Annotated in this window: 22 protein-coding genes; 12 read left to right on the top strand and 10 right to left on the bottom strand. The window is 57.1% G+C overall.

The annotated features are described in order from the left end of the window. Positions 1-6 precede the first annotated feature (6 nt). Positions 7-801, top strand: a complete 795-nt coding sequence (locus VV869_RS02135; protein ID WP_337733363.1) for an ABC transporter ATP-binding protein — start codon at positions 7-9, stop codon at positions 799-801. 93 nt (positions 802-894) lie between these two features. After that, positions 895-1,197 carry a DUF6172 family protein gene (locus tag VV869_RS02140; protein ID WP_337733364.1) on the top strand — a complete coding sequence of 101 codons (303 nt, stop codon included), beginning with the start codon at positions 895-897 and terminating at the stop codon, positions 1,195-1,197. Positions 1,198-1,339: 142 nt separating this feature from the next. Here VV869_RS02140 and yfbV read toward each other — a convergent pair whose 3' ends face one another. Continuing rightward, positions 1,340-1,792 carry a terminus macrodomain insulation protein YfbV gene (gene yfbV / locus VV869_RS02145; protein WP_337733365.1) on the bottom strand — a complete coding sequence of 151 codons (453 nt, stop codon included), beginning with the start codon at positions 1,790-1,792 and terminating at the stop codon, positions 1,340-1,342. A gap of 336 nt (positions 1,793-2,128) precedes the next feature. Between yfbV and VV869_RS02150 the strand changes: the two genes are divergently transcribed. Both VV869_RS02150 and pta read left to right on the top strand, forming a co-directional pair. After that, the gene (locus VV869_RS02150) at positions 2,129-3,325 is read left to right on the top strand and encodes an acetate kinase (RefSeq protein WP_337733366.1); all 1,197 of its coding nucleotides are present in this window, start codon (positions 2,129-2,131) and stop codon (positions 3,323-3,325) included. 171 nt (positions 3,326-3,496) lie between these two features. Continuing rightward, the gene (gene pta / locus VV869_RS02155) at positions 3,497-5,650 is read left to right on the top strand and encodes a phosphate acetyltransferase (protein ID WP_337733367.1); all 2,154 of its coding nucleotides are present in this window, start codon (positions 3,497-3,499) and stop codon (positions 5,648-5,650) included. A 168-nt stretch (positions 5,651-5,818) separates the two neighbouring features. Here the strand turns inward: pta and focA are convergent, their stop codons facing one another. Beyond that, entirely contained in the window at positions 5,819-6,670 is an 852-nt protein-coding gene (focA, locus tag VV869_RS02160; protein WP_337733368.1) for a formate transporter FocA, read from the bottom strand. A 228-nt stretch (positions 6,671-6,898) separates the two neighbouring features. On the opposite strand from focA, the gene VV869_RS02165 reads away from it, so the two are divergent. Together VV869_RS02165 and VV869_RS02170 are read left to right on the top strand one after the other, a co-directional pair. Further along, complete coding sequence (locus tag VV869_RS02165; RefSeq protein ID WP_337733369.1) at positions 6,899-7,660, top strand: sulfite exporter TauE/SafE family protein; 762 nt, start codon at positions 6,899-6,901, stop codon at positions 7,658-7,660. Between the two features lie 21 nt (positions 7,661-7,681). Next, positions 7,682-7,963 carry a SelT/SelW/SelH family protein gene (locus VV869_RS02170; protein ID WP_261601972.1) on the top strand — a complete coding sequence of 94 codons (282 nt, stop codon included), beginning with the start codon at positions 7,682-7,684 and terminating at the stop codon, positions 7,961-7,963. A gap of 107 nt (positions 7,964-8,070) precedes the next feature. Here the strand turns inward: VV869_RS02170 and yfcE are convergent, their stop codons facing one another. From yfcE to VV869_RS02195, 5 genes are all read right to left on the bottom strand, one after another. Further along, positions 8,071-8,658 carry a phosphodiesterase gene (gene yfcE, locus VV869_RS02175; protein ID WP_337733370.1) on the bottom strand — a complete coding sequence of 196 codons (588 nt, stop codon included), beginning with the start codon at positions 8,656-8,658 and terminating at the stop codon, positions 8,071-8,073. A gap of 71 nt (positions 8,659-8,729) precedes the next feature. After that, entirely contained in the window at positions 8,730-9,134 is a 405-nt protein-coding gene (locus VV869_RS02180; protein WP_337733371.1) for a CBS domain-containing protein, read from the bottom strand. Beyond that, positions 9,131-9,481: a P-II family nitrogen regulator gene (locus VV869_RS02185; protein WP_337733372.1), complete on the bottom strand. Its 351-nt coding sequence runs from the start codon at positions 9,479-9,481 to the stop codon at positions 9,131-9,133. Before VV869_RS02185 ends, VV869_RS02180 begins: the two co-directional genes overlap by 4 nt. Beyond that, the gene (locus VV869_RS02190) at positions 9,481-10,266 is read right to left on the bottom strand and encodes a DUF1538 domain-containing protein (protein ID WP_337733373.1); all 786 of its coding nucleotides are present in this window, start codon (positions 10,264-10,266) and stop codon (positions 9,481-9,483) included. The genes VV869_RS02185 and VV869_RS02190 overlap by 1 nt, the downstream gene beginning before the upstream one ends. Before the next feature lie 10 nt (positions 10,267-10,276). Next, a complete protein-coding gene (locus VV869_RS02195; RefSeq protein ID WP_337733374.1) occupies positions 10,277-11,011 on the bottom strand; it encodes a DUF1538 domain-containing protein in 735 nt (244 codons plus the stop codon). A gap of 370 nt (positions 11,012-11,381) precedes the next feature. Between VV869_RS02195 and VV869_RS02200 the strand changes: the two genes are divergently transcribed. Then, positions 11,382-12,305, top strand: a complete 924-nt coding sequence (locus tag VV869_RS02200; RefSeq protein WP_337733375.1) for a TIGR01777 family oxidoreductase — start codon at positions 11,382-11,384, stop codon at positions 12,303-12,305. A gap of 50 nt (positions 12,306-12,355) precedes the next feature. On the opposite strand, the gene VV869_RS02205 is transcribed toward VV869_RS02200, so the two are convergent. Together VV869_RS02205 and VV869_RS02210 are read right to left on the bottom strand one after the other, a co-directional pair. Next, positions 12,356-14,800 (bottom strand): ABC transporter permease, encoded by a 2,445-nt coding sequence (locus VV869_RS02205; RefSeq protein WP_337733376.1) that lies wholly within the window; start codon positions 14,798-14,800, stop codon positions 12,356-12,358. Then, positions 14,797-15,471, bottom strand: coding sequence for an ABC transporter ATP-binding protein (locus VV869_RS02210; RefSeq protein ID WP_337733377.1), 675 nt, complete (start codon positions 15,469-15,471; stop codon positions 14,797-14,799). Before VV869_RS02210 ends, VV869_RS02205 begins: the two co-directional genes overlap by 4 nt. Between VV869_RS02210 and tesA the strand changes: the two genes are divergently transcribed. The 4 genes from tesA (at position 15,470) to VV869_RS02230 (ending at position 18,874) form a co-directional block, all read left to right on the top strand. After that, a complete protein-coding gene (tesA, locus tag VV869_RS02215; protein WP_337733378.1) occupies positions 15,470-16,069 on the top strand; it encodes a multifunctional acyl-CoA thioesterase I/protease I/lysophospholipase L1 in 600 nt (199 codons plus the stop codon). The genes VV869_RS02210 and tesA overlap by 2 nt on opposite strands. A gap of 100 nt (positions 16,070-16,169) precedes the next feature. Beyond that, entirely contained in the window at positions 16,170-16,451 is a 282-nt protein-coding gene (locus VV869_RS02220; RefSeq protein WP_337733379.1) for a hypothetical protein, read from the top strand. Positions 16,452-16,549: 98 nt separating this feature from the next. Continuing rightward, the gene (locus VV869_RS02225; protein ID WP_337733380.1) at positions 16,550-17,377 is read left to right on the top strand and encodes an SDR family oxidoreductase; all 828 of its coding nucleotides are present in this window, start codon (positions 16,550-16,552) and stop codon (positions 17,375-17,377) included. A gap of 642 nt (positions 17,378-18,019) precedes the next feature. Then, positions 18,020-18,874 carry a co-chaperone YbbN gene (locus VV869_RS02230; protein ID WP_337733381.1) on the top strand — a complete coding sequence of 285 codons (855 nt, stop codon included), beginning with the start codon at positions 18,020-18,022 and terminating at the stop codon, positions 18,872-18,874. A gap of 67 nt (positions 18,875-18,941) precedes the next feature. Here the strand turns inward: VV869_RS02230 and cueR are convergent, their stop codons facing one another. Further along, positions 18,942-19,346, bottom strand: a complete 405-nt coding sequence (gene cueR / locus VV869_RS02235; RefSeq protein WP_337733466.1) for a Cu(I)-responsive transcriptional regulator — start codon at positions 19,344-19,346, stop codon at positions 18,942-18,944. 215 nt (positions 19,347-19,561) lie between these two features. On the opposite strand from cueR, the gene VV869_RS02240 reads away from it, so the two are divergent. Next, positions 19,562-22,486 carry a cation transporter gene (locus VV869_RS02240; RefSeq protein WP_337733382.1) on the top strand — a complete coding sequence of 975 codons (2,925 nt, stop codon included), beginning with the start codon at positions 19,562-19,564 and terminating at the stop codon, positions 22,484-22,486. Positions 22,487-22,543: the final 57 nt, after the last annotated feature.

Raw genomic sequence — 22,543 nt, forward strand, 5'->3', positions numbered from 1 at the left:
TGAAAAATGATAGAGCTCAATGATATTCGCGTCACCTTCAACGAAGGGACCATTCTGGAAAACCAGGCGCTGAAGGGCATTTCGATGACCGTGCCCGAGAAGCAGTTTGTCACCGTGATCGGCTCCAACGGTGCAGGCAAGTCGACCCTGCTCGGTGCCGTCAGCGGCGAGACACCGATGGTGGGTGGCCAGGTGCTGATCGACAATATCGACGTGACGCCCCAGTCGGTCCATCAACGCGCCCAATATGCGGCGCGGGTGTTTCAGGACCCGTTGGCCGGGACCTGCGGCTCGCTGACCATCGAGGAAAATATGGCCCTGGCTTATAAGCGCGGCAGCCGCCGCAGCTGGAAAATAGCCCTGTCCGCCAAACGCCGTAAGCTGTTCCAGGAGCGGATCAGCATTCTCGGCCTGGGTCTGGAAGATCGCCTCGGGGACAACATCGGCCTGCTCTCCGGCGGCCAGCGCCAGGCGGTGAGTCTGGTGATGGCGACGCTGGCCGACAGCAAACTGCTGCTGCTCGATGAGCACACCGCGGCACTGGATCCGCGCATGGCAGCCTTCGTGCTGGCCCTGACCCAGAAAGTGGTCGAAGAGTTTGATCTCACCGTAATGATGGTCACCCACTCCATGAAGGATGCCCTCGCCTACGGCGATCGCACCGTGATGCTGCACCAGGGCGAAATTGTGCTGGATGTTGACGGCGAAGAGCGCGCGCAGCTGGACGTCAAGCACCTGCTGGAAATGTTCAGCAAAGTGCGTGGCGAAGAGCTGGCCGACGACAGCCTGCTGCTGAGTTAACCTCGACGCACGCAGGGTTAGCCGCTGCGGGTAAATTCCAGTATGATGCGCATCGTGCCCGGCCGGACCGGGCCTTTTTATTTTAGGAAAACGATGAAAAAGACATTTGCTTTAACTCACCCCAAGAAAGCGGTTCCGCGTGTTGTAGAAGCGGTTAAGTATGAAGTGAAGAAGTACCTCAAGCGGGAGCGCCGTAAAGCTCTGCCTGCGGGCGCGGACTATTGGGATTTTGACTGTCAATTCGGCCATACCGAGCAGGAAGCAAAGGTAATTCACGTGAAGGAAATCAATAAGTGCATTGATGAAGCCGAATCCCTGGCCCTGACTTCCTTCTACCTGGAAATCCTGGCCAAGCCGGGCGTGCGCCAAAAGAAAATCGTCGGTGACGACGAGTAATGGCCCCTACGGTCCCAGTGAAGCATAAAAAAAGTAGCCCGGCGGCTACTTTTTTTATGCTTGAATTTTATGCTCGGGTTAGCGCTTGCTGCACCAACAGTGGCTTACTGCGGTTCAAAACAGCATCTTGAAATCACCGGCCTTAAAACCAGCGCTCCAGCGCGGTTTTATCCAGTTGCTTGAACGCCCGGTTCAGCACCTGGGCCAGCTCCAGGTAACGTGGCCGCGCTTTCATCGGCTGCAGGGCATACCCCTCGCTGGTGATCTTCTCATGCAGTTCCCGGTACCAGGTCGCCAGAGACGGCGGCAACTGGGTTCGGCTGCGCCTGCCGAGCCACCACAGCCCCTGCAGTGGCATACTCAGTGCAAACAACGCCACCGCAATCGCCTGCGGCAACGCGTCGTAATTGTTGAACGCCATCTGACTGAGCACACTCATCACCGCGACGGCCGGCATCACCCGGGTCGCGAATTTCGTGGCCTGGATGTACCGAGGCTCCGGGAACATCACCGCCAGTTCTTTTCGCATCGGCCAGATCGCCATGTACTGCTGGCCATTTTGAAAAGAGCGCCAGATCGATTTTTTTTGACTCATAAACCACCAAAACTCAAAAAAATCTATAAATATTAAAATCCAGTAAGAACAAACTTGATTGAAATTAAAATTTTCTAAAAATCTTTTTGTTATATTGCGTCACAATCGCTATCCTAGGCGCGCCTAAACTAATTGTTGCCTGTAATCACCGTTATGGCAACCTGAGGCAAACCTCCAAGGATGGTCGGAAGTGTGGGGGTTCTCAATTCTCGCCAATACGGACATAACACGAATTTGACCCAGGTTAGGTCGACTGCTATGAAAGTCGTCTATCCTATGGGTAATTTTTATTCAGTTGAATATCAACTTTCAGACAGATTATAGGTAGTCACTCTCATGTCTAAGCTGGTTTTAGTTCTTAACTGCGGTAGTTCTTCGCTTAAATTCGCTGTTGTTGATGCAGTCTCTGGTGATGAGCATCTGACAGGTCTGGCAGAATGTCTGCACCTTCCTGAAGCCCGTATCAAGTGGAAACTTGACGGCAAACACGAAGCGCAACTAGGTGAAGGTGCAGCGCACGAAGAAGCCCTGAAATTCATGGTTGAAACTATCCTGGCTTCTAAGCCTGAGCTGGCAGAAAACCTGGCAGCCATCGGCCACCGTGTCGTTCACGGCGGCGAGAAGTTCACCCAATCTGCCCTGATCGACGAAGCTGTCCTGAAAGGGATCGAAGATTGTGCAACGCTGGCGCCACTGCACAACCCAGCGCACATCATTGGTATCAAAGCGGCTCAAAAAGCTTTCCCTGCTCTGAAAAACGTTGCTGTATTCGACACGGCGTTCCACCAGACCATGCCGGAAGAAGCTTACCTGTACGCGCTGCCATACAGCCTGTACAAAGATCACGCTATCCGTCGTTACGGTATGCACGGTACTTCTCACCTGTTCATCACGCGCGAAACTGCAAAACTGCTGAACAAGCCAGAAGAAGAGCTGAACATCATCAACTGCCACCTGGGTAACGGCGCATCGGTCTGTGCGATCAAGAACGGCAAGTCTGTTGATACCTCTATGGGTCTGACACCACTGGAAGGTCTGGTGATGGGTACCCGTTGTGGTGACATTGATCCAGCGATCATCTTCCACCTGCACGATACCCTGGGCTACTCTGTTGAGAAAATCAACACGATGCTGACCAAAGAGTCTGGCCTGCAAGGTCTGACTGAAGTGACGTCTGACTGCCGTTTCGTTGAAGACAACTACGGTGAGAAAGAAGAAGCAACGCGTGCAATGGACGTGTTCTGTCACCGCCTGGCGAAATACGTTGCAGGCTACACTGCAACTCTGGATGGTCGTCTGGACGCTATCACGTTCACTGGCGGTATCGGTGAGAACTCTGCCCCTATCCGTGAGATGGTGCTGAACCGTCTGGCGATCCTGGGTGTTGAAGTTGACAGCGAAGCGAACCTGAAAGCTCGCTTCGGTGGCGAAGGTGTGATCACCACTGCCAACAGCCGTGTTCCTGCTATGGTTGTTTCAACCAACGAAGAACTGATCATCGCCGAAGATACAGCTCGTCTGGCTGAAATCTAATTCGCGACGCAAGTTCGAAAGCGGCTGGCCTGGGCCGGCCGTTTTTACATCTCCCGACCGGAACGGATCGCGTTCTGCCCCGGGTGTCCACATTTTGAGGTGCTGTCCAATACCGGTGGCTCATCGTTATTGAACAGCACGATTGTTTCCTGAATCGTTGAGGAATCTATAGTGTCCCGTACTATTATGCTTGTTCCGGTTGGCGCCGGAGTTGGTCTGACCAGCGTCAGCCTGGGTGTCCTTCGTGCCATGGAACGCAAAGGCGTTCGTGTTTCTTTCTTCAAGCCAATTGCCCAGCCACGTCACGGTGGTGAGCAACCGGATCTGACCACCGCGATCATCACTGCCAACAGCGACATGAAAGTGGCCGAGTCTTTCTCTATGGCTCGTGCCGAAGAGCTGATCCGTAACGATCAGAGCGATGTGCTGCTGGAAGACATCGTGGCTCGCTTCAAAGAAGCCACGGCCAGCGCGGAAGTCACGCTGATCGAAGGCCTGGTCCCGACTCGCAAGCACCCGTTTGCCAACCAGATCAACTACGAAATCGCCAAAACACTGGATGCTGAAATCGTGTTCGTGGTTTCCCCTGGCACTGACAACCCGTCACAGCTGAAAGAGCGTATCGAAGTCGCTTGCTCGAACTTCGGCGGCATCAAGAACAAGCACATTGCCGGCGTCATCGTCAACAAACTGAACGCACCGGTTGATGCTGCGGGCCGCACCCGTCCGGACCTGTCTGAAATCTTTGACGATGCCGAAGCCACGGTACCGACTCACGTAGAAGTGATGCAAGTGTTCAACTCCAGCCCAATCCGCGTTCTGGGTTGTGCGCCATGGAGTGCTGAGCTGATCGCAACGCGTTCTACTGACATCGCCCACCACCTGAACGCTGAAATCATCAACGAAGGTGAAATCAAAACCCGTCGTATCAAGAGCATCACCTTCTGTGCCCGCTCTATTCCGCACATGGTTGAGCACTTCCGTCCGGGCTCACTGCTGGTCACTTCAGCCGATCGTCCTGACGTTATCGTTGCAGCGTGTCTGGCAGCGATGAACGGCGTTGAAATCGGTGCCCTGCTGCTGACTGGCGGCTACGAGCTGCCGAAGCCGGTGATGGATCTGTGTGAGCGCGCCTTCCAGACTGGCCTGCCAGTCATGACGGCTCAGGGCAACACCTGGCAGACCTCACTGAACCTGCAAAGCTTCAGCCTGGAAGTTCCAGCCGACGACAAAGAGCGTGTTGAGCTGGTGAACGAGTACATGGCAAGCCACATCGACGGCCAGTGGATTGAATCCCTGTCTGAAGGTTCAACTCGCGAACGTCGCCTGAGCCCACCAGCGTTCCGTTACCAGCTGACCGAGTTTGCCCGTGCTGCGGCCAAGCGTGTTGTGCTGCCGGAAGGTGACGAGCCACGTACCGTAAAAGCAGCGGCAATCTGTGCCGAGCGCGGTATCGCGGAATGTGTACTGCTGGGTAACCCTGCAGAAATCAAACGTGTTGCAGAGCAGCAAGGCGTTGTTCTGGGTGCCGGTGTTGAAATCATCGATCCAGAAGCGGTTCGCGAACAGTACGTTGCGCGTCTGGTTGAGCTGCGTAAGAACAAAGGCATGACCGAAGTCGTTGCCCGCGAGCAGCTGCAAGACACCGTGGTTCTGGGGACCATGATGCTAGAGCGTGAAGAAGTTGACGGTCTGGTTTCCGGTGCGGTTCACACCACAGCCAACACCATCCGTCCACCGCTACAGCTGATCAAGACCGCGCCAGGGGCTTCTCTGGTCTCTTCTGTCTTCTTCATGCTGCTGCCTGACCAGGTTCTGGTCTACGGTGACTGTGCAATCAACCCGGATCCAAACGCTGAGCAACTGGCTGAAATCGCAATTCAGTCTGCGGACTCTGCCAAAGCCTTCGGTATTGAGCCTCGCGTGGCGATGATCTCTTACTCGACCGGTACTTCTGGTCAGGGTGCAGACGTTGAGAAAGTCCGTGAAGCCACTCGCATCGCGCAGGAAAAACGTCCTGATCTGATCATCGATGGTCCGCTGCAGTACGACGCCGCTATCATGGAAAACGTTGCGGCTTCGAAAGCGCCGAACTCTCCAGTTGCCGGTAAAGCGACCGTGTTCGTCTTCCCAGACCTGAACACAGGTAACACCACGTACAAAGCGGTACAGCGTTCTGCCGACTTGGTTTCTATCGGTCCAATGCTTCAGGGCATGCGCAAGCCGGTCAACGACCTGTCTCGTGGCGCTCTGGTTGACGATATCGTCTACACCGTTGCACTGACTGCGATTCAGGCCAAGCAAGCTGAAGATGCCAAAGCCTGATTGCTGATACACTGACACAAATTAAACGCCCCCGCACTGCGGGGGCGTTTTTTTATCTCGTGTTCAGAGGCTGATAACTTTGAGGATTAATGTTGTTGAGTGCTGATGAAATTGGGTGTTCAGAGCCCCACTTTTCACGCCCTTCCTCCCCTTCACGTCGGACGAGAATCAGTCCTCATGCCCACGTAAGTAAATGATCCAATAGCCCATCCCGACAAAAATACCGCCGCCGATAATATTGCCCAGGGTCACCGGCAGCAGGTTGTGGAGAAGAAAGTTCCCCAGCGTCAGATCGGCAAAATCTGCCGGACTCATCCCGCTCATCTGCCAAAACTCCGGCCCTGCCAGATGCTTGATCCCGATCGCCATCGGCACCTGGAACATATTGGCAATGCAGTGCTCAAACCCGGAAGAGACAAACATGGCCACCGGCAGGATCATCACCAGAATTTTATCGGTCAGGGTCCGGCCACTGAAGGTCATCCACACCGCCACGCAAACCAGGACGTTACACATCACCCCCAAGGCCACCGCCTGCCAGAACTCATGGTGCAGTTTGTGCTGGGCGATTTGCATGGCATTGATCCCCACCGTCCCGTTCGCCGACAGATACTGCTTGGTCATCAGCATCAGCCCGACCAGCAGTAAGGCGCCGATCAGGTTGCCGAGATACACCACCCCCCAGTTCAGGCACAAACTCCGCCAGCTGATTTTGCCGCTGGCTCTGGCCACCAGCGTCAGCACGGAGCTGGTAAACAGCTCGCCACCAGTGATCACCACCAGGATCAGCCCCAGGCTGAAGGCCAGCCCGCCGACAAACCGCGACATCCCCCAGGGCATGTCACCGGCACCGGTGGTGACCGTGGTGTAAAACACAAACGCAATCCCGATATGCATGCCCGCCGTGATCGCCAGCAGCAGCGATTTCACCGGATCTTTGGTGGCCTTGCTGACCCCGATTTCCGCCGCTCGCTCAGCCATCTGGGGCGGCAGCAGCGCATCAAACTGATTCTGATACATAGAAAAACCCGACACTCGTGGTTCGTAAAAAATGTGAGCGCGATCGTGACCGGAAACCCACGGCCATTCAAGCGGCGAGATCAATAAAACCTCGAAATATACGAATTTATCACTCGCCTATTTCGAGCTATTTAACTTCTTGGGCCCGGTCATGGGCTGATGCTAGATCCCGGCACCAAAAGCCGCTATGGTGAGTCTCTTTGCAGGATGCAGGTTGTACGAATACCCATGGATTTACTCAATACGCTGGGGCTGTTTCTCGGCTCGTTGCTCTCCAATACCCTGGCGTCGCTGTCCGGCGGCGGCGCCGGTCTGATCCAGTTTCCGCTGCTGATTTTTCTCGGACTGCCGTTTACCATTGCGCTGGCGACCCACAAAGTGGCCAGTGTGGCTCTGGGACTCGGGGCCGCCGTCAAACACCTGCGCGGCGGTCAGCTCGACTGGCGGCTGACCGGCTTTGTACCCCTGGCCGGGATGGCCGGTGTCATTGCCGGGGCGAATCTGATCCTGTTTGTGCCGGGGCGACAAGCTGAAGCCGCGCTCGGCCTGCTGATCCTCGGGCTGGGACTCTATTCGGTAACCAAAACCAGCCTCGGCCAGCATGCCCAACCTCGCCACCGGGATGCCCGTGGGATGCTCATCGGCGGAATCGGCCTGGCCGCCATCGGCGTGCTCAACGGCTCCCTTACCGCCGGCAGCGGATTGTTTGTCACCCTGTTTCTGATCCGCTGGTTCGGGTTTGACTACAAGCAGGCCGTCGCCCTGACGATGATCAGTGTCGGCCTGTTCTGGAACGGCATCGGAGCCGCTGCCATGTATCTCGCCGGGGCCGAGATTTACTGGCCCTGGCTGCCGATTTTACTGGCCGGCTCCCTGCTGGGCGGTTATCTTGGCGCGCATCTGGCCAGCCGGAAAAGTAATACCCTGATCAAACGCTGTTTTGAAACCCTGACGTTTTTGATCGGCTTGAAGTTATTGATTGGATTTTGATAAAGACGGAGATTTGCGGAAATGACCAAAGCTCATATCGACATTTACTACTGCCGCCAGTGTAACTGGATGCTGCGCTCATCCTGGATGGCCCAGGAGCTGCTCCATACCTTCAGCGAGGAAATCGACACCCTGAGCCTGCATCCGGATACCGGCGGCCGATTTGAAATTTTCTGTAATCAACAGCGGATTTGGGAGCGAAAAGCAGACGGCGGATTCCCGGATGCCAAGCAGCTCAAACAGCGGATCCGGGATATCATCGATCCCGAGCGGGATCTGGGGCATGTCGACCGGACGTCTTGACGCTGTGGCCTATGCCCGGCTTTCGACAAGGATAAGGCGGGTCTTCCGTCTTATCCGATACGGCTTTTCTTAAGCCTTTTCTTAAGGCTTTTCTCTAAAGCCTTACCCTAAGAAGCTAAAGCGACCTGACGCAGCACCTCACCCTCAAACGACACCACTTTCAGGGTGCTGTGTTCACGTAAACCACCGCTTTCCAATAAGCCGCTGCTTTCCAATAAACCATAGCTCGCCGGATGCTCGCCCCGCGGAATGGTGACCGAGCCCGGATTCAGCAGGTACAAATCTTCTTTCTGCTCAGCCACCGGCAGGTGGGTATGACCGGAGACAATCACATCCCCGGCCCGCAGTTTGGGATGTTTCTCAGCGTTGTAAAGATGGCCGTGAGTCAGGAACAGGCGGCGGCCATCGGCCAGCAACACCTGGTTATAATCCGCCATCATCGGAAAATCGAGCAGCATCTGATCCACTTCGCTGTCGCAGTTGCCCCGCACCGCAATGATGCGATCGGCATACTGATTCAGCAGCGCCGCCGTCTCGGTCGGAGCATACCCGGCCGGCAAGGGATTGCGCGGGCCGTGATTGAGCAAATCCCCCAGCAAGATCAGCTGATCAGCGCCACTTTGCCCAAAGGCGGTCAACATCACCCGGGTGCTGTCGGCACAGCCATGGAGATCGGAAGCAAAAAATAATTTCATCGGGGAACCCGTTTATCGGACTATCAATAACGGGATCCTACATCGGATAAACCCGCATTGCGAGTCAGGTTTTAATCCCGCAGCATGCCGTTCAACACAATGTTGTTATAGCTGACCATGCCCAGCACTTTGCCATCCTCAATCACCGGTGCCCGGCTGATCCCGAAGCGCTCAAACAGCCGGGCGCAGTAGCGGACATCCATATTGGCACTGACGGACAAGGCCGGTTTGGTCATGATTTCATACACATTGGTCCGCTCCGGTGAGCGATCCACCGCCAGAACCTTCTTCGCGATATCGTTCATCAGCACAATGCCGTACTCATCATCGGCATGGCGTTTGTTTACGATCAGGGCTTTGACCTGGCGCTGCTTGGCGATCGCCACCGCCTCGGCCACAGTGGTCAGCCCCTCCACGATCGCGTAGGTATTCATCATGACATCCCGGACCCGGACCACAGCTTCCGCCTGACTCATAGCTTTTCCTCCACAACTTTGGTTAACGTCTCCACCTGGTGGGCGACCCCGATGGCATCTTCGACATCCAATTGCACCGCAATCCCCTGCCCGCCACCGGAATCAAACTCCCCGACCCGCTCAATGGTCTCCAAAATGGAGCGGGCCAGGTGCTCTTCCACCACCAGCAGCAACACATCGCGCTGCACCTCCAGGCTCAGACCGAGGAAGGTCTTTTTCTTGTGCAGCCCTTCGCCCCGGGCATTATTGATCACCGTGGCCCCGGTCGCGCCGGCTTCCCGGGCGGCATCCAGCACCGCGTCTGTTTTTGAATCCTCGACAAATGCTACCAAGAGTTTAAATCGCATCAGTTACTCTCCTTACGCCCCAGCCAGACCGACAGTTGGGCATAGCCCATCACCGTGATCATCGGAAACAAACTGGCAAAGGCGATCAAACCGAAACCATCGAGCATCGGGTTCCGACCGGGAACCGTCGAGGCCAACCCCAGCCCCAGCGCCGTGACAATCGGCACCGTGACGGTTGAGGTCGTGACCCCGCCGGAATCATAGGCCAGCGGCACAATCATTTTCGGCGCAAACCCGGTCTGGATCACCACCACGACGTAACCGACCAGAATGTAATAGTGCAGCGGATCGCCGGCCACAATCCGGTAGCTGCCCAGAGCAATCCCCAGCGCTACGCCCAGGGCAACCGCCACCCGCAGGCCATTGACTCGAATGGTGCCGCCCGAGACCTGACTGGCCTTGATCGCCACCGCAATCAGAGACGGCTCTGCAATGGTGGTACTGAACCCAATCGCCGCGGCGAACACATACACCCAATAATACTCTTCCCAGGGCACGGTGGCCGGAATGGTTTCTCCGGCCTCAAACAAGAAGTCCAGCGCAGTCAGCTGGGTGGCCATCGACTCCCCCAGCGGAAACAGCGCCAGCTCCAGTCCCATCAAAAACAAGGCCAGCCCCAGGATCACGTACACGAATCCCAGAACGACCCGGGGCCAGTGCACCACCGGGCGGCGTAATACCGCCAGCTGGAACCCGAAAATAATGGCCACGATCGGCAAGACATCGCGCACGGTCGCAACCAGCGTGATCAGGAAATGGTTCAATAATGACGATAGTTCACTCATCCCGTTTCACCTAGTGCACCAGCATGCCGTAGCCCATCACAAAAATCATCGGCGTCAGCGAGGCAAAGGCGATCAGCCCGAACCCGTCGACCATGGGATTGCGCCCTTTAATCGACGACGCCAGCCCGACCCCGAGCGCCGTGACCAGAGGGACGGTAATGGTCGAGGTCGTCACCCCGCCGGAGTCATACGCAATCCCGACAATCGTCGGCGGCGCAAACCAGGTCATGACCATCACGGTAAGATAACCGCCGATGATCAATCGCTGGATCGGCCAGCCTTTGAGGATGCGGATCACCCCCAGCATAATGGCCACACCAACCGACAACGCCACGGTCAGGCGCAAGCCATGGGCATACCCGTCCCGGGACTGCGAATCGGTCGCAATCAAACCGCCTTCGGCCGCCACATCGGCGGCTTCCGCAGCCACGGCCGTCAGGGCCGGCTCCGCGACGGTCGTTCCGAACCCGAGACAAAACGCAAAAATGAGTAACCATATCAGGCTGCCTTTGCTGGCAAAGGCGTGTGCCATCGACTCCCCAATCGGGAACAGCCCCAGTTCCAGGCCAAACACGAACAGGGTCAGCCCAACCACCACCAGGATCAAGCCCAGCAGGATCGGGCCCCAATCCGGCAACGGCTGCTGCAGCACCACGCCTTGAAAAAAAGCAATCACCATCACAATCGGCAACAGATCACGCAGGCTGGAGAGCATCGCCTTCATCATTGCCCATACTGCTGCCATGCTGCCTCCTGTGGTCCCAAATACGCCGTTCAATATTCCTTATTACAATAATGGGTATTCACATTTTGAAACATCTTGCATTTACCGAGTCGAGAGGTGAGGCACATAATTAACTTGGGCCCCGGACATCCCTTGCAGCCACCAGTGACGCACGACACATGTGTTACGGCTCCGGATCAGAACCCGGCCACAGCACTCTCAACTCATTGATTAGAATGATTTAGTCATCTTCGTTTATACTTAGATCAGGCTCGATCGAGTCATGTGTAGCTCTTAGTTGTCAGGAGCCCTGAGTTTTCACGAGCTCTGAGTTGTCAGGAGATCTGAATTTTCAGGAGCTCTGAGTTTTCAGGAAAGGACCATGAATTGAATGAACATTTTAGTCACTGGCGGAACGGGATTTATCGGAAAAGCACTGTTGCCACACCTGACCCATGAACGGATCACCGTCCTGAGTCGCAATCCGGCACGCGCCTATCAACAACTGGGCCACCACATCACCGTCATCGAAACGCTGCATGAGCTGAAGGACCTGGACGCCTTCGATGCAGTCATTAACCTGGCTGGCGAGCCCATCATCAACAAACGCTGGACCGATCGACAGAAGCAGGAGATTTGCCAGAGCCGCTGGACCATCACCCGCGAGCTGGTCGACAAAATCAAGGCCGGCACCAATCCCCCCGAGATTTTTATCAGCGGCTCGGCAGTGGGGTTTTACGGCGATCAGCAATCCCGCAGTTTTGACGAAAGCCTGGAGGTAAACTGCCAGGACTTTGCCCACCAGGTGTGTCGACAGTGGGAAGAAGCGGCACAGGCAGCGCAGTCGGAACGCACCCGGGTCTGCCTGCTGCGGACCGGAATTGTACTGGGTCGTCACGGCGGCGCGCTGGCCCGGATGCTACCGGCCTACCAGCTCGGCTTCGGTGGCCCGATCGGCACCGGCGAGCAGTATTTCCCCTGGATCCACCTGCAAGATATGGTCAAGGGGATCCTGTTTTTACTCAAGCACCCGGAAGCAAACGGCGCCTACAACTTTACTGCCCCGAACCCTGTCACCAACCAGGAATTCAGCCGAACTCTGGCCAAGGTGCTGCACCGGCCCCACTTCTTCAAAACCCCGGCGTGGCTGCTCCGGCTCGGGCTGGGAGAAGCCGCCACGCTGCTGCTCGACAGCCAGCGAGCGCTGCCGAAACGCCTGCAGGATCACGGCTTTCACTTCTGTTTTCCGAAACTTGAACATGCCCTGGAAGAGACAGTCGGAGATAAAAGCCGAATCGATGCGTCCGGCGTCTGACGCCGGACTTCCGGTTCACCTCGCGCATGTCAGCATCATCATCGTTGCCGCTAGCCTCGGAGCGGCAACAGCAGCTGACGGATCATGGTGCGGATGATGACCACCACCAGCGCCAGCGACAACAGCGGCAGCACCAGCCACAACACGGAATGCGCCCGGACCGGCAGCTCAAATCCCCAGGTCATCAGGGACGCCATCACCACTTCAGCGCCGACGGCAGCCATGACCCCGGCCAGCAGTGCCATGATCCCGTACTCGCTCCAGAGTGTCGCCGAAATACGCTTGCGACTCGCCCCCAGGGTGCGATAGAGCTGGATTTCCTGCGCCCGCTGCGACAGGCTGAGCCGCAGCAGAGTCAGCACCAGCAACAGGCCGCTGCAGACCCCCAGCGCCGCCAGCACCGACAGCGACAGCGAGACCTGCTGCAAAATGGCCTGGATCCGGGTCGCCATGATCCGTAAATCCAGCAGGGTGACCGTCGGGAAATCCCGGCCGAGCTGATTGATCAGCGCATCCTGATCCGCTTCAATCCGATAACTCAACAGCCAGGTGGCCGGCAGATCCGCCATCACATCCGGGGTAAAAATAAAATAGAAGTTCGGCCGCATATTGCGCCACTCGACCTGACGCAAGCTGGTGACCGTCGCGCTGAACGGCTGACTGTTGACGGTAAAGGTCAGCTCGTCGCCCAGTTCAATCCCGAGCCGCTCGGCAAGGCCGGATTCCACCGACACGCCCGACTGCGTCGTCCATGTCCCCGACAGCAGCGTATTGTGGGCCGGCATTGATTCACGCCAGGTCAGGTTCAGTTCACGGCGCAACGACTCATCCCGCTCCTCACGAGAAACCGCCAGCATGTCTTGCTGGTTGATAGCCGTTAACCGGCCGCGGATCACCGGGTAACTGTCCGAACGCGCCACTTGGTTGTTATCAAGCTCCGCCAGATACCGGGCCTGCTCCTGCGGGCTGATGTTCAGCGCAAACACATTCGGCGCATCAGCCGGCAGCGTTTGCTGCCAGTCGGCCAGCAGGTCCGTGCGCAGCAGCCAGATCACCGCCAGCAGCATCAGGGAGCTGGTCAAAGCGGCCAGTTGCGCGCCGGTGGCCAGCGGGCTGCGGCTGATCCGGCTCAATGCCAGCCGCACGGCACTGCGCCAGGTGCCGCGTTTGAGCAGCCCCACCAACCCCAATCCGAGCGCCGCCAACACGAGAAAGAGGGCCGCGAGGCCGGCCAGGGTCAGCCACATAAACTTGTTATTGCCGAACCACAGCAGGGCCGCGATCACCGGCAATGCAATCAGCGCGTAGCCTTGACGTTTTTTCGGCCATGCTACTTGCTGCTGGATCACTGAAATCGCCGGGGCATCCACCAGACGCAGCAGGGAAATCCCCATCCCGGGGATCGCCACCAGCAGCGCGACCAACAGGCTTGCGGCGACAGGCATCATCCCCATCTCCGGCAGCGGATCCGGCAGCACATCCGCCAGCGGCAGGCGCAGCAGAAACTCAAGCAACCCGCCCAGGCTCAGCCCGGCAATCGCCGCGATGGCAAACAGCATCACCAGCTGGCGGGCCAGCCAACGCCACAGCCAGCGTTTGCTGGCGCCGAGGCTTTTCATCATCGCCACTGCTTCAACCCGGGTTGCACTGTAATGCAGACAAGTCAGAACCAAGGTCGCGGTGGCCATCAGGATCACCAGAAACAGGGTCAGCGAAAGATACTGGCGCGCGCGCTCAATCATCTCTCCGGTCTGGCCCTGCGTGGTTTCACTGATCCAGCGCTGTCCCGGGGCCAGGGTCACCGCCTGCTGCAATTGTTTCAACTGAGCATCCGGCCCGTTGAAATAGGCCAGGAACCGTACCCGGCTGCCCGGCTGAATGGCCCCGGTTTTGGCCAGATCACTGGCGTGGATCAGCACGGCCGGCATCTGACTGAACGGGTTAAAAGACAGCTCCGGCTCCGACACGATATGCCCGCTGACGGTCAGGGTCGCATCGCCAATTGACACCGCATCGCCCGGCTTCACCGCCAGCAGCGAAAACAGCCGCTCCGACAGCCACAACTCCCCGGGCCGGACTTGGCTATGACGCTGCTCGCCTTGCAGGATCAACTCGCCCCGCAGCGGGAAGCGGCTGTCCACCGCCTTGACACTCACCAGCTGCATCTGGGCGTCACTGAACGCCATGGTGCCGAACCGAGTTTGCTGCGAGATAGTCAGCCCCAGTGATTGTGCCTGCGTCAGCAGCGGCTCGGCGATTGGATCAGCGGAGCGAAAGACCAGATCGGCCGCAATCATGGAACGCCCCTGATCGACCATGATCTTCTCGACCCGCACCACCAGCGCTGCCAGGGCAAACACACAGGCAATAATTAACGTCAGGGCCACGGCCACCGGCCAGAGCTGGCCGTGCCAGAGTTCGCGCCAGCTCCATTTCAGCAGCATGGAAGCGTGCGCCGGTTTGGTCAAAGCTCGTGTATCACTCATTTCACTCATGCTGCCTCCACGCTGCCGCCCTGGATCCGTAAGGTGCGATCGCACCGCTGTGCCAGCTGCGGATCATGGGTCACCAGCACCAGGGTCGTCCCGTGATCGCGGTTGAGGGCAAACAGCAAATCAATCACGGTTGCGGCCGTGTGCTGATCCAGGTTACCGGTGGGCTCATCGGCAAACAGGATCCGCGGCCGAGTCATAAAGGCCCGCGCCAGGGCGACCCGCTGTTGTTCCCCGCCGGAGAGCTGCGACGGCAAGTGACTCTCCCGCCCCTCCAGCCCGACCTGACGCAACAGCTCGGCAGCCCGTACTTCATCTCCGGCCTCTTCGCGGATGATCGCCGGCAGCATCACATTCTCCAGCGCGCTGAGCGACGGCACCAACAGAAAGCTCTGAAACACAAAGCCGATCGCATCACTGCGCAGCGCCGCCCGCGCTTCGTCATCCAGTTGGGACAACGGCTGACCCAGCAGTTCGATTTCACCACTGCTCGGAATATCCAACCCGGCCAGCAGCGTCATCAGGGTCGACTTCCCGGAACCGGAGACGCCGACCAGGGCAATGGCTTCGCCCTGCTCGACCTCGAGGGAAACATCCTGCAAAATGGTGAGCTGTGATGACGCAGTCGTCACCTGCTTGGATACCGATTTGGCCTTAATCACGGAAGTTGACATGATGCGAATCCTTTCAGTTGTCTTGTTCATTTTTTTCTCACTCAACGCCTACTCTACCACTCTGTTGGTTCTCGGTGACAGCCTGAGTGCCGGATACCGGATGCCGGCCGAAAAAAGCTGGCCGGTGTTGCTCGAACCGATCCTGATCGCCCAGGGTCATGAAATTAAGGTCGTGAACGCCAGTATCTCCGGCGATACCACCGGCAACGGGCTGGCCCGGCTGCCGCAACTGCTCAAACGGCATCAGCCGGATTATGTGATCATCGAGCTCGGTGCCAATGACGGGCTGCGCGGGTTCCCTCCCACAACAATACGCAACAACCTGCGACAGATGATCACTCAGATCCATGATCAGGGCGCGCAGGCGATGCTGATGCAAATCCGCATCCCACCTAACTACGGCAAACGCTACAGCGATAGTTTCAGCCAGATTTACCCGGCGCTCAGCCAACAGTACGAGGCCCCGCTGCTGCCGTTCTTCCTCGAGCAGGTGATCCTCAAGCCCGAATGGATGATGGAGGACGGCCTGCACCCGACTTCGGAAGCGCAACCCTGGATTGCCGCCTTTATGGCATCCGAGCTGGCCCCGCACCTGTAACCGGGGCACACCTGTAAGTAGAACTATTTTGCGCTGAGGATAATTTTTTCCCCTCACTTTGACTAAGCTTGATCTGATGATAAGCAACAGGAAGTCAGACATGATGTTGAAGTTAAGTATGAACGTTATGGGACTTTGCGCAGTCCTGTCTATCCTCGGTGGCTGTAGTTCGGGCGAATACACCACCTACTCGCTGTTTCAGGAATACCGGGATCAACCGGGCAATAAAGCCTATGCGATTGGCATCAATAAAGTAGCTGGTGCCGCCTGGTCCGCCGGCTCAATCCAGGATGCCCAGGCCGCAGCGCTGAACACCTGCAACGAGCTCGGCGGGGTCAACTGTAATGTTGTCGATGTCAACGGCAGCGCCGTCGGCTACTGAGTCAGGCGATCACGCCCGCCACGCACGTCCGTAATCGTTTAAAAACCGATTGAAATCAGGAACAATGGTGCTCTCCCCGACGTTTTGAAGGAACCATCATGAAAGAGAGCATCCTGATCACCGGCTGTAGCAGCGGGATCGGCTATCACTGCGCCAAACAGCTGCACCAGGCCGGTTATACCGTTGTGGCCAGTTGTCGCCATCCGGATGATGTTGCGCGACTCCAGGACGAGGGCCTGCACTGTGTCCGGCTCGACCTGGCTGATCCCGAATCAATTCAACAAGGTGTGACGGCTTGTCTGGCGCTCACCGGCGGCCGCATTGATGTCCTATTTAACAACGCCGCCTATGGTCAACCCGGCGCGCTGGAAGATCTGCCGACAGATGCCCTGCGCCAGCAGTTTGAAACCAACCTGTTTGGCTGGCACGAACTGACCCGGGCGGTGATCCCGCTGATGCTGGCTCAGGGCGGCGGCAAAATTGTACAAAACAGCTCGGTACTGGGATTGGTCGCGATGAAATTTCGCGGGGCCTACAATGCCAGCAAATTTGCCCTGGAAGGCTATACCGACACCTTACGTCTTGAATTACAGGGTACCCCGATCCACATCAGCCTGATTGAGCCCGGTCCGATCGAGAGCCGGTTTCGGGAAAATGCCAAACTGCAGTTTGAACAACACATCGATATGGCAGCCTCCCGCCACCAGGCCAGCTACCGAAAGACCCTGGAGCGTCTGGGAAAATCATCACCTTCCAGCCGTTTCACTCTGTCGCCTGAAGCCGTATTAAAGCCGTTACAAGCCATTATTCACAGTAAACAGCCAAAATCCCGTTATTACGTCACCCAGCCAACCTATATTTTCGGCTTTTTACGTCGTGTTTTACCGACGGTCTGGTTGGACAAGTTATTAAGCCAGAGTGATTAAACAAAATGGGTAAACACCAGAAATTCGGCCTAAAAACGCTAAAACACTGAAAATAAACCCATAAAACAGCCAAAAACCTGAAATCGCTTTGCCGCTCTCTCAGTTTCTAATTCCGGAATTCAACGCCTGAACCCGGAAAAAGCATCCTTCGTGGACGAGTGGCAAGCATTTCATCGAAAAAGAGAGTAAACGTCATGTTCCTGTCATATTGGATTTGTATATTAGCCCTGTAATTTGAAAGCAGACTCCCCGGAGTCTTATACCAATCACAGTAAGTAAGTGATCAGATATAGCGTAGGAAAAATGCTTGAGAACAAGGCGGAATTTTTCGATAAGTAGTCATTCTACAATCAAAAATTCTAACGTAGTTATCGAGCGTTTTAACAAGCTAGGATGACCAGTTATTTACGACGATTGGGATTATCAACGGTTAACAGACTCAGACTAACAGGTATCATCATGACGTTAAGCAGAATTAATTTCCTCTGTGTCTGCGTGACACTCGCATTGCTGTTGACGTTACATCCATAAAAAAGGAGAGCGAGGCTCTCCTTTTTTATCCCGGGCAGGCTGCTCCCTTGATCTTTCTCGCTTTATCCCCCATATCGATCTCCATAGGCCAAAACATCAAAGAGCAGCCCCATGTACGAAAATCTTGCGATCGAACTGAACGAAACGAACCTACAGCAGACCATCGAACAATCCATGCAGACCCCGGTGGTCATCAGTTTCTGGGCACCGTCCATGCCGGAAACGGCGGATGTGAACCGACTTCTGGAGCAAATCGTCTCGGAATATCAGGGACAGCTGATCCTGGCGACCTTGGATTGCGAAAGACAGCAGATGGTCGCTGCTCAGTTTGGCGTTCGTGGCCTGCCGACTGTAGCCCTGTTTAAAAACGGCCAGCCAGTCGACGGTGCCGCCGGACCGCAAACCAATGAAAGTCTGCGTGCCATGCTGAGCAAACATCTGCCCAGTCAGGAAGAGCTGCAGCTGAAAGCAGCGCTGGCGCTAGTCGATCAGCAGGATTATGCCCAGGCCCTGCCGACTCTGCGCGAGCTGGCCGGCAAGTTCGAGAAAAACAGCGTGATCACGCTGGCCATTGCCGAATGCCTGGTCGCAACCTCACAGTATGATGAAGCCGAAACCCTGCTGGCAACCGTGCCGATGCAGGATCAGGACGCCAAGTACAAAGGCCTCATGGCTAAACTAGAGTTGCATAAACAAGCCAGCGACTCACCGGAAATCCGCCTGCTGGAAGAGCGGCTGGCGGCCGAACCGGATAATATTCAAGTCACCTATGAGCTGGCCGTGCAGTACAGCCAGGTGGATCGGGCCCAGGAAGCGCTGGAATTGCTGATCACCATCCTGCGCAAGGACATGAACTTTGCCGATGGCAACGCCAAGAAAACCATGATGGATCTGCTCTCGGCACTCGGCCAGGGGAATGCGATGGCAAGTACCTACCGTCGCCAGCTGTACTCGCTGCTGTATTAATCGCTTTCATCGCCGCAGGCCACCCGCGCGTGGCCTGCAGGTTCTGGTGTAGCAAGGGGAATGAGCGTTAACGCGCAGGCTCCGACGCACAGCACAGCCCTTCAATAATCGGACATTGCGCACCGCTATCGCCCGGACACTGCTCCGTCAGCGTGGTCAGCGTCGCCTTCATTTCCAGTAGCTCCTGGATCTTGCCGTCGATTTCGGCCAGCTTCTGCTCGGCTTTGGCTTTGACATCTGCGCTGCGGCGCGCCGGATCCCGCGAGAACGCCAGTAACTCCCGACATTCATCCAGGGAAAAGCCCACCAGCCGGGCACGGCGGATCAACAACAATTCATTCTGCTGCCGATCGCCATAGCGCCGGTAGCCATTGCTGGCACGGGACGGTGGGGTGATCACCCCTTTTTCCTCATAAAATCGAATTGTTTTGGTGTTCAAACCGGTTTTGGCTGCCACTTCACTGATATTCATCATCCATCCTTACGGTTTCTGGAAGGTTTCAATGTATCTTGCGACCTTCCGGCGCCAGATACAAGGGTTCGTCGGGAGAAATCCGACACTGATTAATAATGTGAAAATTTATTTTGACCTTCCACTTTCTGGAAGGTTTATCATTTTTAATAACGACAGAAAGAATCGTCCCGACCCCTGCGATTCAGGACCTCAACATAACCAAGGATAGAGATATGACCGAATATATTCTTCCGCTCAGCAAAGTTCGGTGTATGAACTGCGCAGGAAAAATCCAGACATCCCTCAGCACCCTCCCCGGTGTTGATTCAGTGACCGTCGATACCCGACAGGCGATCATTCAGGGGGACAGCGCGCTCACACCGATTATCGAAGCGATCACCGAGCTGGGTTATGAAGCCGGTTATCACCACGTGTTGCCGCTTCAAGGTTTATCCTGCGGCAAATGTGTTGCTAAGCTCGAACAAGCCTTTGCTGAGAACCCGAACATCAGCCGGTTCACGGTCAGCAAAACCCAGGCCGAAATCGTCGGCATTCTGACCCGGGACGATGCTGTGGCCCTGATCGAGCGCACCGGCTACCAGGTCCCCGCCCCGGCACAACTTCACCTGGCACTGAGTGGCCTGAGCTGCGGCAAATGCGTCGCCAAAGTCGAGCAAGCCCTGGCCGAGCAACCGGATGTCTCTGCTTATCAGGTCAGCAAAACCCGAGCTGACATCACCACCAGCGGTGAAGCGGCCGCGGTCATTGCCGCCATTGAGCAACTAGGCTACCAGGCAACCCTCACCACGCCGCCGGATATGGAAACAGAGAAAAAAGCCGAGACCGGAACAGAAACGGCCCCATCGGCAGCACCGGCCGACGTCGTCGTACCAGACACTACGGACAATGCCCCGGCAGCGCCCGGAGAGCAGAGTATTCAATTGATGCTGAGCGGCATGACCTGCGCCAGCTGTGTGGCTTCGGTCGAGAAAGCGATCCGCAATGTCCCCGGCGTGACCCGCGCCAGTGTCAACCTGGCCGAGCGTACTGCCCTGGTCGCCGGGGATGCGCCGGTAGAGCGCCTCATAACCGCCATCACCGATGCCGGTTATGGTGCTGAGCTGAGCGAGGACGAGCACAGTCGCCGGGAGCGGCAACAGGCCGAAAATGCCCAGCTGTATCGCCGTCACCTGCGCAACTCGCTGATTGCCCTTGGTGCTGGACTACCGATGATGGGCTGGGGGATCTTCGGTGGCAGTATGATGATCACCTCCACCGCCAGCCAGCTGGGCTGGGGCGCTGTCGGCCTCGTCACCTTTGTCATGCTCTACACCATCGGCCGCCACTTCTTCGTCAACGCCTGGAAAGCGTTCCGGCACCATCGCGCGACGATGGATACCCTGGTCGCTCTGGGCACCGGTGCCGCCTGGCTCTACTCAACCGTGGTGGTGCTGTTGCCGGAACTCTTCCCGGAGCAGGCCCGGCACGTCTATTTTGAGGCCTCGGTGATGATCCTCGGTCTGATCACACTGGGACATGCGCTGGAAGCCCGGGCCAGAAGCCGGACCTCCAAAGCGCTGGAGCAACTAATTGATCTGCAGCCGCAAACCGCCATCCTGGTGACCCCGAGCGGGGAGAAAGAAGTGCCGCTGGCCGAGATCGAAACCGGCGCTCTGCTCCGGCTCCGCCCCGGCGCCAAGGTCCCGGTCGACGGCACCATTGAAGAAGGCCAGAGCTACCTGGACGAGTCCATGCTGACCGGGGAGCCGTTGCCGGCCAATAAGCAGCCGGGTGACAAACTCCATGCCGGTACCATCAACCAGAACGGCAGCCTGCTGTTCCGTGCCGAGCAGATTGGCAGCGACACCATGCTGGCGCGGATCATCAACCTGGTTCGCGAAGCACAGAACAGCAAACCGGCGCTGGCCCGGCTGGCCGATACCGTCTCCGCCATTTTCGTGCCCGCGGTAATGATTATCGCCATTGTGACCGCCATGATCTGGTACTACGTCGGCCCGGCTCCTTCTTCGGTTTACATGCTGGTGGCCGCAACCACGGTCCTGATCATCGCTTGTCCGTGTGCCCTGGGACTGGCCACGCCAATGTCCGTAATGGTCGGCGTCGGACGGGCTGCCGAATACGGCGTCCTGATCCGCAATGCCGAAGCCATGCAACTGGCGGCCAATATCGACACAGTCGTGGTCGATAAAACCGGAACCCTGACCGAAGGCAAACCACAAGTTACCACCCTCAAAGCCTATCAGTCTGATGAAGCACAGTTGCTCCAACTGGCTGCCAGCCTGGAACAAGGCTCAGAGCACCCACTGGCCAAAGCCATTTGCCAGGCCGCCTCTGAGCGCTCACTCACCCTCTCGGCGCAGTCGGATTTTGCAGCGTTGCCGGGTTACGGGGTGGCCGGTAACGTTGATGGGCAGCGCGTGCTGCTGGGCAACCAGAAGCTGATGGCCAAGCACCAAATTGAGGTCGCGGCAGCCGCTGAAGACGTGCAAGCCATTGCCGAACAAGGAGCGACACCGATCTACCTGGCTCTCGGGGACCAGCTCGTCGGCCTGCTCGGGGTCAGCGATCCGCTGCGCAGCGATTCGGTTGAAGCCATTGAGCGGCTGCACCGGATGGGGCTGAACGTGGTCATGCTGACCGGGGATACGGAAACAACGGCCAATGCCATCGCCCGCCAGGCAGGCATTGACACTGTGATCGCCAGTGTCCTGCCGGACGGCAAAGCGGCGAAAATCGCCGAACTCCAACAACAGGGCAAGCGTGTCGCCATGGTGGGCGACGGGATCAACGACGCGCCGGCACTGGCTCAGGCCGAAGTCGGTATTGCGATGGGCAGCGGCAGTGACGTGGCCATCGAAAGTGCCCAACTGACCCTGATCCGCCACTCACTCCATGGTGTTGCCGATGCGTTGCAACTGTGCAGCGCGACCCTGAAAAACATGAAACAAAACCTGTTCGGGGCCTTTATCTACAACAGCCTGGGGATCCCGGTTGCTGCGGGGATCCTCTATCCGCTGACCGGCACCCTGCTCAGTCCGGTCATTGCCGGCGCGGCGATGGCTTTGTCCTCCATTACCGTGGTTAGTAACGCGAACCGCCTGCGTTTATTCAAGCCCAACCGCAACCATCATCAATAAGGAGAAACCTATGATTGCAGTACTCGGCCTCGCGGCCATTGCCCTGATTGTCTGGTG

Source organism: Photobacterium sp. MCCC 1A19761, from assembly GCF_037389125.1.
Taxonomy (GTDB): domain Bacteria; phylum Pseudomonadota; class Gammaproteobacteria; order Enterobacterales; family Vibrionaceae; genus Photobacterium.

What these genes read in the sequence shown, in the direction of transcription:
- VV869_RS02135 (WP_337733363.1), top strand. Translation starts at nt 7, where the DNA reads ATGATAGAGCTCAATGATATTCGCGTCACCTTCAACGAAGGGACCATT.
- VV869_RS02140 (WP_337733364.1), top strand. Translation starts at nt 895, where the DNA reads ATGAAAAAGACATTTGCTTTAACTCACCCCAAGAAAGCGGTTCCGCGT.
- yfbV (WP_337733365.1), bottom strand. Translation starts at nt 1,792, where the DNA reads ATGAGTCAAAAAAAATCGATCTGGCGCTCTTTTCAAAATGGCCAGCAG.
- VV869_RS02150 (WP_337733366.1), top strand. Translation starts at nt 2,129, where the DNA reads ATGTCTAAGCTGGTTTTAGTTCTTAACTGCGGTAGTTCTTCGCTTAAA.
- focA (WP_337733368.1), bottom strand. Translation starts at nt 6,670, where the DNA reads ATGTATCAGAATCAGTTTGATGCGCTGCTGCCGCCCCAGATGGCTGAG.
- VV869_RS02165 (WP_337733369.1), top strand. Translation starts at nt 6,899, where the DNA reads ATGGATTTACTCAATACGCTGGGGCTGTTTCTCGGCTCGTTGCTCTCC.
- VV869_RS02170 (WP_261601972.1), top strand. Translation starts at nt 7,682, where the DNA reads ATGACCAAAGCTCATATCGACATTTACTACTGCCGCCAGTGTAACTGG.
- yfcE (WP_337733370.1), bottom strand. Translation starts at nt 8,658, where the DNA reads ATGAAATTATTTTTTGCTTCCGATCTCCATGGCTGTGCCGACAGCACC.
- VV869_RS02180 (WP_337733371.1), bottom strand. Translation starts at nt 9,134, where the DNA reads ATGAGTCAGGCGGAAGCTGTGGTCCGGGTCCGGGATGTCATGATGAAT.
- VV869_RS02185 (WP_337733372.1), bottom strand. Translation starts at nt 9,481, where the DNA reads ATGCGATTTAAACTCTTGGTAGCATTTGTCGAGGATTCAAAAACAGAC.
- VV869_RS02190 (WP_337733373.1), bottom strand. Translation starts at nt 10,266, where the DNA reads ATGAGTGAACTATCGTCATTATTGAACCATTTCCTGATCACGCTGGTT.
- VV869_RS02195 (WP_337733374.1), bottom strand. Translation starts at nt 11,011, where the DNA reads ATGGCAGCAGTATGGGCAATGATGAAGGCGATGCTCTCCAGCCTGCGT.
- VV869_RS02200 (WP_337733375.1), top strand. Translation starts at nt 11,382, where the DNA reads ATGAACATTTTAGTCACTGGCGGAACGGGATTTATCGGAAAAGCACTG.
- VV869_RS02205 (WP_337733376.1), bottom strand. Translation starts at nt 14,800, where the DNA reads ATGAGTGAAATGAGTGATACACGAGCTTTGACCAAACCGGCGCACGCT.
- tesA (WP_337733378.1), top strand. Translation starts at nt 15,470, where the DNA reads ATGATGCGAATCCTTTCAGTTGTCTTGTTCATTTTTTTCTCACTCAAC.
- VV869_RS02210 (WP_337733377.1), bottom strand. Translation starts at nt 15,471, where the DNA reads ATGTCAACTTCCGTGATTAAGGCCAAATCGGTATCCAAGCAGGTGACG.
- VV869_RS02220 (WP_337733379.1), top strand. Translation starts at nt 16,170, where the DNA reads ATGATGTTGAAGTTAAGTATGAACGTTATGGGACTTTGCGCAGTCCTG.
- VV869_RS02225 (WP_337733380.1), top strand. Translation starts at nt 16,550, where the DNA reads ATGAAAGAGAGCATCCTGATCACCGGCTGTAGCAGCGGGATCGGCTAT.
- VV869_RS02230 (WP_337733381.1), top strand. Translation starts at nt 18,020, where the DNA reads ATGTACGAAAATCTTGCGATCGAACTGAACGAAACGAACCTACAGCAG.
- cueR (WP_337733466.1), bottom strand. Translation starts at nt 19,346, where the DNA reads ATGAATATCAGTGAAGTGGCAGCCAAAACCGGTTTGAACACCAAAACA.
- VV869_RS02240 (WP_337733382.1), top strand. Translation starts at nt 19,562, where the DNA reads ATGACCGAATATATTCTTCCGCTCAGCAAAGTTCGGTGTATGAACTGC.